The 14,070-nt window shown below is 70.3% G+C and carries 12 protein-coding genes; 9 read left to right on the top strand and 3 right to left on the bottom strand.

Annotation, left to right across the window (positions count from 1 at the left end; all coding sequences use genetic code 11):
• Positions 1-612: 612 nt before the first annotated feature.
• The 8 genes from NBG84_RS36665 to NBG84_RS36630 all read left to right on the top strand — a co-directional run bounded on the left by NBG84_RS36665 (position 613) and on the right by NBG84_RS36630 (position 9,805).
• Entirely contained in the window at positions 613-1,416 is an 804-nt protein-coding gene (locus tag NBG84_RS36665) for an enoyl-CoA hydratase/isomerase family protein (protein WP_250924033.1), read from the top strand.
• A gap of 6 nt (positions 1,417-1,422) precedes the next feature.
• Positions 1,423-2,688 (top strand): thiolase family protein, encoded by a 1,266-nt coding sequence (locus NBG84_RS36660; protein WP_250924032.1) that lies wholly within the window; start codon positions 1,423-1,425, stop codon positions 2,686-2,688.
• A complete protein-coding gene (mhpA, locus tag NBG84_RS36655; RefSeq protein WP_250924031.1) occupies positions 2,685-4,286 on the top strand; it encodes a bifunctional 3-(3-hydroxy-phenyl)propionate/3-hydroxycinnamic acid hydroxylase MhpA in 1,602 nt (533 codons plus the stop codon). Before NBG84_RS36660 ends, mhpA begins: the two co-directional genes overlap by 4 nt.
• Positions 4,287-4,358: 72 nt before the next feature.
• A complete protein-coding gene (locus NBG84_RS36650; protein WP_250924030.1) occupies positions 4,359-6,035 on the top strand; it encodes an acetate--CoA ligase in 1,677 nt (558 codons plus the stop codon).
• Entirely contained in the window at positions 6,032-6,886 is an 855-nt protein-coding gene (locus tag NBG84_RS36645; protein WP_250924029.1) for an alpha/beta fold hydrolase, read from the top strand. Before NBG84_RS36650 ends, NBG84_RS36645 begins: the two co-directional genes overlap by 4 nt.
• Positions 6,883-7,755 (top strand): 3-hydroxyacyl-CoA dehydrogenase family protein, encoded by an 873-nt coding sequence (locus NBG84_RS36640; RefSeq protein WP_250924028.1) that lies wholly within the window; start codon positions 6,883-6,885, stop codon positions 7,753-7,755. Before NBG84_RS36645 ends, NBG84_RS36640 begins: the two co-directional genes overlap by 4 nt.
• Positions 7,756-7,804: 49 nt before the next feature.
• Entirely contained in the window at positions 7,805-8,794 is a 990-nt protein-coding gene (locus NBG84_RS36635; protein WP_250924027.1) for an ABC transporter substrate-binding protein, read from the top strand.
• 186 nt (positions 8,795-8,980) lie between these two features.
• Positions 8,981-9,805 carry a PaaX family transcriptional regulator C-terminal domain-containing protein gene (locus tag NBG84_RS36630; protein ID WP_250924026.1) on the top strand — a complete coding sequence of 275 codons (825 nt, stop codon included), beginning with the start codon at positions 8,981-8,983 and terminating at the stop codon, positions 9,803-9,805.
• A 341-nt stretch (positions 9,806-10,146) separates the two neighbouring features.
• On the opposite strand, the gene NBG84_RS36625 is transcribed toward NBG84_RS36630, so the two are convergent.
• The 3 genes from NBG84_RS36625 to NBG84_RS36615 all read right to left on the bottom strand — a co-directional run bounded on the left by NBG84_RS36625 (position 10,147) and on the right by NBG84_RS36615 (position 13,320).
• Complete coding sequence (locus tag NBG84_RS36625; protein WP_250924025.1) at positions 10,147-11,001, bottom strand: amidohydrolase family protein; 855 nt, start codon at positions 10,999-11,001, stop codon at positions 10,147-10,149.
• Positions 11,002-11,051: 50 nt separating this feature from the next.
• Positions 11,052-12,230, bottom strand: a complete 1,179-nt coding sequence (locus NBG84_RS36620; protein WP_250924024.1) for a CaiB/BaiF CoA transferase family protein — start codon at positions 12,228-12,230, stop codon at positions 11,052-11,054.
• A 61-nt stretch (positions 12,231-12,291) separates the two neighbouring features.
• Positions 12,292-13,320, bottom strand: a complete 1,029-nt coding sequence (locus NBG84_RS36615; protein ID WP_250924023.1) for a 3-keto-5-aminohexanoate cleavage protein — start codon at positions 13,318-13,320, stop codon at positions 12,292-12,294.
• A gap of 203 nt (positions 13,321-13,523) precedes the next feature.
• On the opposite strand from NBG84_RS36615, the gene NBG84_RS36610 reads away from it, so the two are divergent.
• The gene (locus NBG84_RS36610; RefSeq protein WP_250924022.1) at positions 13,524-14,048 is read left to right on the top strand and encodes a gamma carbonic anhydrase family protein; all 525 of its coding nucleotides are present in this window, start codon (positions 13,524-13,526) and stop codon (positions 14,046-14,048) included.
• Positions 14,049-14,070: the final 22 nt, after the last annotated feature.

The following is a 14,070-nucleotide window of genomic DNA, read 5'->3' as shown; positions in this document are numbered from 1 at the left end:
GAACCGGAACCCCCTCCCCCACAGCCCACTCCGCATAGGTCTCGACAAGAAAACGGTCGTCCATGTGCCCTTGACCTTTCCCGCCCGGTAACGCCGGGCTCCATGAGAATTGCTTGTTCGTGTCGTCGCAGAAGCCGTGATGCGGTGGCGGCCGTTACGCGCCAACCGGTGCGCGGACGCCGTTGCGCCCTGTCCCCGATCTGCCTTTCTGCGTAGGAGCGGAAACGGCTGGGGAAAGGAAGAGGCGAGCACCGCGCGGATGAGTGAGAAGCCGCCGCGCCGCTGTTACATTCCCGTGTCAGATAACAACAGTCTGTTAACTGCGTGTCAACCCCTCGGTCACACCGAGTACGAACGCGACGATTCAGACCAGCCGCCCCGAAGGGCCATCCATCACGGGGACACCGGGCTTCGCGCAGCCCGACCTCGACGGTGTTACGTATTGACTTCATATGTCGCCAGAATGTTAAGCTCCCCTGGCGGAACCTGATCCCCGGGCTGTCGCCCCGGCGGGACCGCTCTGCTGGAGGGCCGTTCACCGGCCCGTGAGGCATCATCCGCGGCACCCGGACATCGACGCGCCGGCACCGCCGCGGGACAAGGAGTTGACGCATGCCGGACTTGAACCACATCGTGTCCACCCGGTCCGCGGAAGGCGTCCAGGTCTGGACGATGAACGCGGCCCCCGTCAACGCGATCGATCCGGACTTCATCGACGCGCTCAACGCGCGCTACGACGCCGCCCTCGCCGATCCAGCGATCGCCGTGGTCGTCATCGCCAGCGGACTGTCCGTCTTCTCGGCCGGCGCGGACGCGTCCTGGATGAGCCGGACCGTGGCCGACCACGGCCTTGACCACCTCCTCGCGGAGTTCAACCGCACCATGGATCGATTCCGCGAACTGTGCCTGCGGCTTCGCCGCGGCCCTCTGCTCACCGTCGCCGCGATCGGCGGCCACGCCCTAGCGGGCGGCCTCGAACTCGCCGCCGCCTGCGACCTGCGGTTCGTCGCCGACCGCGACGAACTGCGGCTCGGCGCACCCGAGATGAAACTGTTCGGGGTACTGCCGAGCGGGGGCGGCGGCGCCCAGTATCTGACCCGGCTCATGGGACCTGCCCGCGCCCTGCACTTCATGCTCCACGCCGAACACATCAACCCCCGCGAGGCCGCCGGCCTCGGTCTCGCCGATGTGCTCTGCCCACCGGACGAACTGATGGCGACCACACAGGAGTTCGCCGTCACCGCCGCCCGCCGGGCCGGACGCGTCGGCATCTCGGCAGCCAGACGCGCGGTGTTCGGCGGGCACGAACTACCCCTGGCCGAAGCTCTCGACCTCGACCACGCCCTGCACTGGGACGCGATGCGGCGAGGAAACTTCCTGCCCGGTGTCGAGTCCTTCACCAAGAGATTCGGATAGGGGGCCATGAACACGCGAGCGAGCTCCGGTTCCACTGGCCGTGCCGAGGGGCATCCAGGACGGGGCAAGGCAACGGGGGCGGCCCGCGCGGACCCCGCGACAGCGATCATCGGTGCGGGTATGACGCCCTTCGGCAAGCACCTCGGACGCTCCCTGAAGTCCCTCGGGGCGGAAGCCGTGCGCTCGGCGCTGGGGGACGCCGGACTGACGACGGCCGATCTGGACATGGCGTTCGTGTCCAATGCCATGGCCTCCGTCGTCACGGGCCAGGTCAGCGTCGTGGGCCAGACGGTACTGCGCGACATGGGAATGACCGGCATCCCGGTTTTCAACATCGACAACGCCTGCGCCGGATCGTCGTCCGCGCTCGCCCTGGCCTGCCAGGCGATTCGCTCCGGCGAGGCTGAGACCGTACTCGTACTCGGTGTGGAGAAGCTCTACAGCGAGGACCGGACGGCCGCGTACCGCGCCCTGAACGGCGCGGCCGATATCGATGTCCTCCACGCGTCCGGCATCGATCCGGGCCGGGAGAGCGTCTTCATCAAGGCGGTCTACCCCCCGCGCCTGGCGGCGTACGCGGCACGGTACGGGCTCACGGCGGAGACACTGGCCGGCATCAGCGTCAAGAACAGACGCCACGCGGGGCACAATCCGCTCGCCCAGTACCGCGAACCCCTGACCCTGGCACAGGTACTCGCCTCCCGGTCCGTCGCCGAACCCGTCCGCGCCCTGATGTGCGCGCCCATCGGCGACGGGGCCGCCGCCGTGGTGGTGACCGGGGAGCGCCAACTCACCGCCTCACACTCCCCGGTCTGGGTACGCGCCTGCGCGATCGGCATGGGCGGAGCGGCCGATGGCCGCTCCGCACTCAGCCGGGTCGCCGACCGCGCCTACGCCCGCGCGGGGATGGGGCCCGAATCGATCCATGTGGCGGAGGTGCATGACTCCATCTCCTTCAACGAGCTGCTCGCCTACGAGGAACTGGGCTTCTGCGGCCCGGGCGAGGGCTGCGACCTGGTGGCCGATTCCGCCACCGCCCTCGGCGGCACGCTCCCCGTCAACACCAGCGGCGGACTGGAGTCACGCGGCCATCCGGTCGCCGCCACCGGACTCGCCCAGGTCACCGAGCTGGTCGCGCAACTGCGCGGCGACGCCGGCGCCCGGCAGGTGCCCGGGGCGCGATGGGCACTCGCCGAGAACGCCGGAGGGCTGGCGCTCGACGACACCGCGGCGCTGGCAGTGACGATCCTGGAGGGGCAGGGCGGGACATGAACACCCGACACGAGAGCACGCGTCACAACAGCCCGGCGAACGAGAGCGCCGGACTGCCGACTCCTGGGAACGCAAGCACCAGGCACCAGGACCCCGGATACGAGGTGGCCATCATCGGCTTCGGGCCGGTCGGCATGGTCCTCGCGGGCCTACTGGGCCGCCGCGGCATCCGGGTCCTGGTGGTGGAGAAATCACCCGAGGTCTATCCGCTGCCCCGGGCCGCGCACATCGACCACACCGGACTGCGGACCCTCCAGGAACTCGGCTGCCTGGACGAACTGCTGCCCCGAATGCTCCCCAACCGCGGCCTCGCCCTGCTCGATGCCTCCCTGCGCCGACTGGTGCGGGTGCCTGGCGACCAGGGCAGTGTCTCGGGGCTGCCCGCCAGCATGTACTTCTACCAGCCCGAGTTCGACCGCACCCTGGACCGTGTCGTCAGCACGATGGAGACCGTGGAGGTGCGCCGCGGCCTGGAGATGGTGTCACTGGAGCCAGAGGCCGAGGGCGTCACCGTACGGTGCCTGGACCGGATGACCGGTGCGACCGTACGGGCCACGGCGGACTGGCTCATCGGCTGTGACGGCGCGAACAGTTCGGTCAGACGGACGCTCGGCGTCACCCTCGACAGCCTGGGATTCGACGAGGAATGGCTCGTTCTGGACCTGGTCGACCGGCTGGGCCGCGACGACCTCCTCACCGAGGCGATCCAGGTGTGCGACCCGCGCCGGCCCTATGTGGCCAACCCCATGCCGCACGGTCGCTACCGGGCGGAGTTCATGCTCTTCCCCGGCGATGACCCCGAACACCTCAAGGAACGCGCCTCCCTGGAACGGCTGCTCGCCCCGGTCTTCCCCGACCTGCTGTTCGACGTCGAACGCAGCGCCGTCTACACCTTCCACGGACTGAGCGCCCGGTCCTGGCGAGCGGGCCGCGTGCTGCTCGCAGGTGACGCGGCCCACCAGATGCCGCCCTTCCTCGGGCAGGGCATGTGCTCCGGCCTGCGGGACGCCTCGAACCTCGCCTGGAAGCTGGCCCGGGTACTGCGCGGCAAGTTGCCCGCGGCGCTGCTGGACACCTACGAGAGCGAGCGGGCCCCCCACGTCCGCAAGGTCGTGGCCTCCGCCGTCGAGTTCGGCCGGTTCGTCAGTATCAGCGATCCGCAGGAGGCGGCCGAACGCGACCGGCGCCTGCTCTCGGGGGAAGACTCCCGTCCGTTGAGGTTCCAACTCCCGCCGCTGGCCCCCGGCACCCTGGTCCACGCGGGCGGGGGCACCCTCTTCCCCCAACCCACGCTGGACGGAAGTACCCGGCTGGACGACGAGATAGGCGACCGCTTCCTCCTCATCGCCAGGACCCCGGACCAGCTCACGGGTGCGGCACGGTGGTGGACCACCTTCGACGACTGCGCCGTGCTGACCCTGGGCGACCTGGGGCAGGCGACCGAGTCGGTGTCCCGGTGGCTGGACCGCCGTGACGCGGACTTCGCCGTCGTACGCCCCGACCGATGCGTCCTGGCCGCCGGACGCGACCTGGGGGCCGTCACCGAGGAGTTGCGGACGGCCCTCAGACCGCCGGCGCTCGCCACCCGCCTCCTGTGACACCCATCCCCTGTGAAGCCCCACCGACAAGCGCCCCACCAACCGTGCAGAGAAGGAGGGAGGACGCCAGCCATGGGAGACGCCTACCCAGCGGGCACGAGCATCCCGGACCACTACCTCGTCCCACCCGTGTCGCAGCCGGTGTACACCGACGTCCCCGGCAGCCCTGTGGAGGACACCGCCAACGCGGGGGTGGAACTGTCGGACCGCCAGGTGGCCGCGGGCCGAGGCGACGCCACCGCGCTGATCCACCACGAGTCGGGGCGCCGGTGGACCTACAACGATCTGTCCAGCGGGAGCAACCGCCTCGCCAGCGCACTGCTCGGCCTCGGCCTCCGGCTCGGCGACCGGGTGGCGATCCGGTCTCCCAACCGGCCCGAGGCCCTGGTCGCGGCCCTCGCGATCTGGAAGGCGGGCGGGGTCGTCGTCCCCACACCCGCCCAGGCCAAAGGCTCCGAACTGTGCTACTTCCTGGCCGACGTCGAGGCACGTCTACTCATCGCGAACGCCGACGACCCCGAGCCGGAGCACGTGGCCATGGCGGTCGACGCGGGTCTGGTCGAGCAGGTCGTCGTCCACGGACCCGGCGAGGAGTCCTCCCCGTACACCAGCTGGTCCCAGCTGGTGGAGTCCCGACCCGCCGACTTCGCCGTGCCCGACCGCTCAAGCGACCATGTCGCCCTGGTCTGGCACACGGGCGGCACCACCGGCCGGCCCAAGGCCTGCTACCACACCCATCGCCGTTTTCTGCTCGCGGGCCATGCCACCGGACAGGCCACCGGGGTGCGGCCCGGTGAGGTGTGGGCGGCGGCGGCCCCGATCGGGCATGCGCTCGGTTTCATCTTCCACACCAACTACACCCTGCTGCACGGCGCGACCGCCGTGCTCATCGAGCGCTACTCCGACGCGAACGTGATCGCCGAAGCCATCCAGCGCCACCGCGTGGGCACCTTCACGGCCGTGGCCATCGCCTGGTCGCGGCTGGCCACCGCGCTCGAACGCGATCCCGCGCTCGATGTGTCGTCCCTGTACCGCGCCTACGCGATGTGGCAGACATCGGGCTCCTCGCCCATACGGGACCAGTGGCAGGCACGCGGCCTCGAACTGATGAACAACTTCGGCAGTACGGCGTTCGCGGGCTGGGTGCTCGCAGCTCGGCCCGGCCAGGACGTCGAACCCGCGTCGCTGGGCCGGCCGTCCCCCGGCTACACCGCTCTCGCCGTCGAGCCCGACACCGCGCTGGGCGTCCGCCCGGCCCCCGAAGGGACGGTGGGCCGACTCGCCGTACGGGGCCCCAGCGGGCTCACCTACTGGCGGCGGCCCGAACTCCAGCGACGCGACGTGGTGGACGGCTGGACACTCGCCGACGACCTCATCCGCTATGAGCCCTCGGGCAACGCGACCTATCTGGGCCGCACCGACTTCGTGATCAGCACGGCCGGATACAAGGTCGTGCCAGCGGAGGTCGAGGCCGCCCTCGGCAGCCATCCCGGGGTCCGGGAGGTCTGTGTCGTCGGCGCGCCCGACCCGGAACGGCAGGAGGTCGTCACCGCCTATGTCGTCACCGCCCCGGGCTATCCCCCCTCACCGGTCCTGGTGAGCGAGTTGCAGAGCCATGTGAAGGGGGCGATCTCGCCCTACAAGTATCCGCGGCGGATCGAGTTCGTCACGGCACTCCCCCGCGACCACGTCGGAAAGCTCCAGACCCGAACCGTCCAGGAGTGGGCGAGAAAGGGGACCTCCCCATGACCGGGACCCACACCCGCGGGCCAGGCACCCCGGGGCCGCGCCCCGGCGAACCGGACGCTGCCGCACCCCGCGACTCACGACCGTACGGGCTCACCGTCCTCACATCGAGGCGCGGGCTGAGATACCAGAGCCGGGGCGAAGGGCCCGTACTGCTGCTGGTGCACGGCTGGTGTCTGGACCGGCGGATGTGGATGTACCAGGAGGCCGCGCTCGCCGCGTCCTTCACGGTGGTCAGCGTCGACCTCGCGGGCTTCGGCGGCTCCGCCGGTCTCCTCGGCCCCTACTCGGCGGCCCGGCACGCCGCCGACCTCGCGGACCTACTGACAGAGCTGGGGGCGCGGTCGGCCACTGTGGTCGCCTTCGCTTACGGCGCCACCGTGGCCATGGAGCTGGCGACCGCCTTCCCCGAGCGGGCCGGGCGGCTCGTCCTGATCGGTGTGCCGAGCGCGGCGACCGCGCCGTACGAGAAGATGCCGCGCGCCATGCTGCGGGACTGGCCGGACTTCGCCGCGCGCTCCGCCCGGGCGATCTGTGCCGACGGTGTCTCGGATGCGACCGTGGACTGGCTGACGCGGATGTTCGCCGGGACACCGCTGCCGGTGGCGCTGGAGGCGGTCGGTCAGCTGGCGCGCTGGGAGCCCCTGCCGATGGCCGCCGCCGTCACGGTGCCGACCCTGGTGGTCCACGGTGCCAACGACCGGGTGGTGCCCCTCGGTGTTGCGGCGGGGCTCGCCGAGGCCCTGCCCGACGCGGCCCTCGCGACCGTGGCGGAAAGCGCCCATCTGGTACCGGTCGACGCGAGCGAGCAGCTCAACCGGCTGGTTGACGGCTTTGCCCGGGAGACGCCATGACGACGCCGGGGCGGAGTGCCGCCGTGGAACTGCCGCCCGAGACGGCCGTCGTGGGCGGTGGGCGGATGGGCGCGGGCATCGCACACGCCCTGCTGCTGGCGGGCAGCACCGTGACGCTGGTCGAGACCGACTCCGCAGCCGCGGCGGCGGCGCGGGCCAGAGTGGTCCGCGCGGTGGAGCGCAGTGCCGAGCGGGGCACCCTGGCCACCTCGGCCCATCGGGTGCTGTCCCAGCTGACGACCACCACCACGATCGACGGTACCGCGTCCGCCGGGCTGGTCATCGAGGCCGTGTCGGAGTCCCCTGCGCTGAAGGCGAGCGTGCTCGGGGCGGTGGCCCGTACCGTGGGCCCCTCGGTCGTCATCGCCACCAACACCAGCAGCCTCTCCATCGACGAGCTGTCCCTCGCCACGCCTCCCGCCGGGCGGTTCATCGGGCTGCACTTCTTCAATCCGGTGCCCGCCAGCGGTTTGGTCGAAGTGGTCACCGGCACCGCCACCGCACCCGAGGTCACCGCCCGGGCGGTCGGCTGGGTCCGCACGATGGGCAAGACACCCGTGGTGGTTCGCGACTCGCCCGGCTTCGCCACCAGCCGGCTCGGGGTCGCGCTCGGTCTGGAGGCGATCCGCATGGTGGCGGACGGCGTCGCCTCGGCCGAGGACATCGACACCGCCATGTCCCTCGGATACCGCCATCCGATCGGCCCGCTGCGACTGACCGACCTCGTCGGACTCGATGTCAGGCTCGGCATCGCCCAGTACCTGGCGAAGACCCTGGGCAGCCGGTTCGAACCGCCGGCCCTGCTGCGCGAGATGGTCTCCGAGGGCCACCTCGGGCAGAAAAGCGGCCAGGGTTTCTACCCGTGGTGACCGCCGCCCCCTCCCCGCACCGACCCGCCACCACCGGAAAGGGTGACCGATGGCCAGAATCCCGATGACGCTCGCCTGCTGGGACTACGACCGCACCAGGGCACTCCACGACGAGACCGTGCGCCCCGAGGGCATCGCGCTCACCTATCTCCCGCTGATGATGCCGGAGAGTGCGTTCCGCATGCTCCACTTCAACGACTTCGACGCCTCGGAAATGTCCCTGTCCTGGTACACCCGGCTGGCCGCGCTCAAGGACCGACCGTTCACCGCCATACCCGTCTTCCCCTCGCGGATGTTCCGGCACTCCTGTATCTACGTCAACGTCAACAGCGGTATCGAGAAGCCGGCCGACCTGGTGGGCAAGCGCGTCGGCTGCCCCGAGTACCAGATGACCGCCGCGGTGTGGATCAAGGGAATGCTGGCCGACCACTACGGCGTGCCGGTGAACAGCGTCCGGTACGCCACCGGCGGACTGGAGCAACCGGGCCGGCGCGAGCAGCCGATGGACCTCCCGGCGGACATCGTGGTCGAGCCGATCGGCGACGACCGGACCCTGTCCGAGATGCTGGAGTCGGGTGACATCGACGCGCTGTACACCGCGCACATGCCGTCCGGCTTCGCCCGGCACTCCCCGAACGTACGGCGGCTGTTCGAGGACTACGTCACCGTGGAGCAGGACTACTACCGCAGGACGGGCATCTTCCCGATCATGCACACCGTGGTCATCCGGCAGGACGTGCTGGAGGCCAACCCCTGGACCGCGCAGTCACTGACGAAGGCGTTCGAGGAGTCCAAGCAGCGGGCGCTCGCCGATCTGCGCGAGACCACCGCCCTCAAGTACGCGCTGCCCTGGCTGACCGCCGCCGCGGAGGAGGCACGGGAGGTGCTGGGCGACGACTACTGGCCGTACGGCATCGACCGCAATCGGGAGACACTGCGGACGTTCATCCGCTACTCCCACGAGCAGGGGCTCATCCCCGACAGGATCGAACCCGAGGCCCTCTTCGCTCCGGGAACGCTGGCGTCGGCGAAGATCTGATAGTGAGGAGGCGGGGGCTCAGCGGGCGCGCTCCGGTAAAGTGCTCGCCTCCCGCCCCCGACCGATACCGACCGTGTACGGCAAGAGCAGAAGCGAGACGGACCCCCCGATGAAACCCCCCGCCCCCCACCGCCCGCCGACGCCCTACGCCCGGCTCCTGGGCGCATCGGCGGGTGATCCTGCGCGATGACCGGGACAACGAAGGGGAGCACGCCAAGCGATGTCTCCCACTACCAGATGATGTGGCGGGACCTCGGACTCAGGCCCCTGAAGGCCCGTTCGATCATCGCCTCCGCCCTGCTGGGCAGTGACCCGGCAGGCCTCACCAGCCGTCAAGTGGTGCGATTCTGCGGCCTCTTCGGCGTACCGGACACCACCGCACGGGTCACCCTCTCCCGCATGATGGCCGGGGGCGAACTGGAGATGAGCGACGGCCGGTACACGCTCGCCGGCCGCCTGGCGGGCCGACGGATCCGGCAGTCGATGAGCCGGGCTCCCGAGACGCTGCCGTGGGACGGCACCTTCGAGTTGGAGATGGTCCGGCTGGACCGTCGCAACGCCGCGGACCGGGTAGCCCTCCGCTCGGCGATGCACAATCTGAGGCTCGGCGAGTACCGCGAGGGACTGTGGATGCGGCCAAGGAACCTCGACCCGGAGCGCCTCGGCGACGACCGGGCCATCGTCGGGCGGCAGTGCGACACCCTGGTCGCCTCCGGCAGCCAGGACCCCACCGACCTGGTCGGCCGGCTGTGGGACCTGCGCGCCTGGCAGCGCCTCGCCGAATCACTGCGCACCTCCATGGCCCGAACCCAGACGGACCTGGACGCCCATGAGGCCAAGGCCCTCGCCCCCGGGTTCATGGTGGCCGCCGCGGTGATCCACCACTTCGCCGACGACCCGCTGCTCCCCGACGAACTCACGCCCGCCCGCTGGCCCGCCCAGGTACTGCGGGAGGAATGGGAACGCTTCGACGCCTCCTGGCAGCGGCTCCTTCGGGAATGGCTCGACTGAGCACCTGACGGCCCGGGCGGTCACCCGGGCCGCGCGGGCCGCCGTCGGGCCCTGCTTCGGCCGGAGGCCCGGCCCACTCGTGGCCCCATGCGCCGGTAGCCCCCAGGCCCGCGCCCCTGCGCGGCGAGGCAGTACCGACCGACAGCATCGCTCACGCGGGGCGTTTCGCCTGTTCGTACAGGGCGGGAGAGCGATGCCGTGCAAGCGCGGAAGGTCGAGCGGCCGCTCCACCTCGGACCCGGTGAACAGCAGGGTCGTATACCCCTGGATCGTGCTCCGGTGCGGGCACCACCCCGCCCGGGCCGTCCGCACGGGCCCGGGCAGAGCGGCGGGATGGGGCGTCAGGGCAGTCGCAGAACCCGGCGGGCGTTGTCGAGCATGACCTTCCGGCGGACCTCGGGTTTGATCCCCAACTGGTCGAACTCGGCCGTCCAGCGCTCGGGGGTGAGGGCGGGCCAGTCGGAACCGAAGAGGCATTTGTCCTGGAGGATCGAGTTGACGTGTCGCACCAGGGACTCGGGGAAGTACTTGGGGGCCCAGCCGGAGAGGTCGATGTAGAAGTTGCTCTTGTGCCGGGCGACCGCGAGGTTCTCTTCCGACCAGGGCCAGGACGGGTGGGCGCCGACGATGGTCAGTTCGGGGAAGTCGGCGGCGATGTCGTCCAGATAGGGGATCGGCCGTCCGGCATCGAGCTTGAAGCCCATACCGCCCGGTGTCCCCGCGCCGGAGGCCATGAATCCGCTGTGGAAGAGGACGACGAGTTGCTGGGCCGCTGCCTCCTCCCACAGGGGATAGAAGCGGCGGTCGTTGGGATAGAACTTCTGCCGTCCCGGGTTGAGTTCGCCGATCCCGGCCAGTCCCAGCTCCTCGGCGCAGCGCTTGATCTCGTCCTGCGCGACCCGGCCCTGCCAGGGGTCGACCGCTCCGAAGCCGATGAACACGTCGGGGTGACGCCGCACTACCTCGGCGATGTGGTCGTTCGGCACGGGGTGCACGCCGGATGTGGTGATGTCGCTGCTGTTCATCAGGACGGCCCGCATCCGGCGCGCCCGGTACTCGTCGGCGAGTTCGTCGACGCTCACCGTCTTGAGTTCCTGGCCGAAGTACCGTGCCTGCTGGTGGGCTCGTGCGCCCAGTGCCTGGACGGTCTCCTTGTCACGGAGGTGGACGTGGAAGTCGATGCCTTGGAGCTCCATGGGATGGGTTCCTTGTCTGGTGAGGGGGCTGCGGGAAGGCCGCGTCCCGGCTAGATCGCACCGGCGTCACGTAGGGCCTGGATCTCGCCGGGGGCGTAGCCGGCCCCGGCGAGCACCGTGTCGGTGTGCTCGCCGACCCGGGGCGGTGGCAGCGTGGCGCTGCTTGCCGTCCGCGCGTACCGGATGGGGAATCCGACGAGGTCGAGTGCCCGGTCGCCGGTGCCGAAGGTCTCGGTCATGGCGATGGCACGCACCTGGGGATCGTCCAGCGCCTCGCCGACATCGTGGATGGGCGCGACCGGGACGTCGTACTCCCCCAGTACGGCCAGCCAGGCGTCCCGGGGTTTCGCGGCGAACGCGTCGGCGAGGATCTGGTGCAGGTCGTCGTAGTGGGTGATGCGGTCGTTCTTCGTCCGGAAGCGGGGATCGTCCTCCAGCTCCGGGCGCCCGATGGCGCGGACCAGGCTCTTCCAGAACTTGGGTGGTGAGGAGAGATGGATGCCGAGCGGCTTGCCGTCGGAGCCGGTGAGCGCGTACGTCTGCGAGCGGCGCGGCCGGGTGGTGGGACCGCTCACCTCACCGGTCATCGTGTACTCCGCGATGGGGTGGGCCATGAATCCAAGGCTCGCCGCGAGCATGGATGTCTCCAGCCGCTGTCCGATTCCGGAGGTCCCGCGTTCCACCAGTGCCCCGAGGATCCCGTACGCCGTCGTCAGTCCGGTGATCTGGTCGGAGAGCGCGGGCCCGATCGGCCGGGGGTCGGCTCGTTCGCTGATCTGGCTCCACAGTCCGCTGACCGCTTGGGCGATCGCGTCATAGGTCGGCCGGTCCCGGTAGGGGCCCACCGTGCCCATTCCGGAGAGGGAGCAGTAGACGACGCGCGGATTGTGCCGGTTCACCTCCTCGTAGCCGAGGCCGAGGGCGTCGAGCCGTCCGGGGCGGAAGTTCTCCAGTACGACGTCGGCCTCTGCGGCGAGTCGCAGATAGGCGGCCCGCCCCGCCTCGTGTTTGAGGTTGATCGTCACGCTCTGCTTGCCTCGGTTGAAGGCGGCGAACTGCGGCAGGATCTCCTCGCCTCGGCCGCTCCATCGGCGGAACGGGTCGCCGGCCCCGGGCATCTCGACTTTGACGACCTCCGCGCCCTGGTCGGCGAGGAGCATTCCCGCGTAGGGGCCGCTGATGAAGTTCGCGTTCTCCAGGACCCGGATTCCGGTCAACGGTCCAGCCACGGGCTGACATCCCTTCGGTGTGCCGGTCGGATGACCGGTGCGTATGAACGGGGTTGGCCGGTCAACGGGGGCCGCGCCCGGCGGGGGCCGTGGCATGCGCCGGGGCCGCGGACCGTGGCGCCATACCGATCAGCTCGCGGAACTCGGCCGCGGTCGCCAGCCGGCGCCCGAGTGCCTGGGCGGTGGCCTTGACCCGCTCCACCATCTCCGCGCTGCCGTCCAGCAGTTCGTCGCGGTGCGGGTAGCGGTACACGGTGTCCTCGGTGCCGACGCGCACATGGAGCCCGAGGAGCATCGCGGTGGTGGCGAGGTAGTGTCCGGCGCGACCGGCGGCGCAGACCTGGATGAACGCGTCCCGGTCGATCTCATGGATGCGGTCGACGATCTGGACGAGTTCGGAGACCATCGCCCTGGGATGGGCGAGATAGGTCGCGAGGCGGTGGCTGGCGGCGGTGTAGGGATAGCCGATCAGGATGATCCAGCAGGTCGGTTGCGGCAGGATGCCCTTGGCCAGGACCAGCCGGTTGGCCAGATCGACCTCGGCCGCCGAGTGGATCGAGAAGAACACCCGGCCGCCCCGTTCGGTCACGACATGTGACACGGCCTCGGTCCACTCCTCCGGGTGGCTCGGTGCCATCGGCGCGGTTTCGGCCAGCCCCGACGAGATCGGGAAGAGGTTCTCCGCGAAGTTGCGGCCTCGCAGGATGTTGGCGTCGCACACCCAGTCATGGCGGGTACGGGTGTCGATCGCGGAGATGAGCTTGGAGTAGTTGTCGGGGACGGAGAGGCCGGAACCCTCGATGGAATCGATACCGCCGAAGTCGACATGGATGCCGCACGCGCCGGCGTCGATCGATGCGACGGCGGCGTCCGCAAAACCGTCGTGGTCGGCCGTATAGGTCGGAGCGCCCTCGTCCGCCTCGCGAACGGTCCGCCCCGACACCGCGGCGGTCACCACCACCAGTTCCGGTATGTCCCAGCGCGGCTGTACGCCGGGTGCTGGCGGTGCGTCCATCTCCCGTACGCCGCGCGCCTGGTGCAATTCCAGACGGCTCGGTAGTTCCCCCCAGTCCCCGCTCAGGTCAAGCATGTGGAACTCCTTCCCACTGCGTGCCCCGGGCGCCGCGGCCCGACGGGCCCGGACGCCCTTGGTGCCCGCTCCAGCAAGCTGTTACAACGGCTCGACAGGTATACTCAAATTGTTAATTCAGGTCAACCCCCGGCGCCCGCACGCCCCGACCCCGACACTCCCGACTCCGGACCCCCGTCCGGAGCGCCGCGAGGAGGACACCGATGCCCATCTACGCCCTCGGAACCGACGAGCCGCAGATCCACCCCCGCGCCTATGTGCACCCGGACGCCGTGGTCATCGGGCGGGTCACCATCGCCGCGGACGCCACGATCTGGCCCGGCGCCGTACTGCGCGGCGATCACGGCGGACATATCGAGGTGGGGTCCCGGACCTCGATCCAGGACGGGACCGTCCTGCACACCACCGCACAGTGGCCCACCGTGATCGGCCCGGAGTGCGTGGTGGGACACAACGCACATCTGGAGGGCTGCACGGTGGAACGCCGCTGCCTCATCGGTTCCGGCTCCGTCACCCTCAATCGGGCGGTGGTGCGCACGGGCTCGGTGGTCGGGGCGTCCGCCCTAGTCCCGGAGGGGTTCGAAGTGCCGGCCTCGACCATGGCACTCGGCGTGCCAGCGACCCTGCGCAAGCGCTCGATCGACCCGGCCTGGCTGGACTACGCGGTCCAGAGCTATATCGAAGCCGGAGCTCACTACCGAGCGGGGCTGCGCCGGATCGACCGCTGAGCGGGGCGGCGCCCCTGCCACA

Origin of the sequence: Streptomyces albipurpureus, from assembly GCF_023701525.1 — a bacterium.
Classification (GTDB): Bacteria; Actinomycetota; Actinomycetes; order Streptomycetales; family Streptomycetaceae; genus Streptomyces; species Streptomyces albipurpureus.
This window is presented reverse-complemented; position numbering and strand designations above follow the sequence as displayed.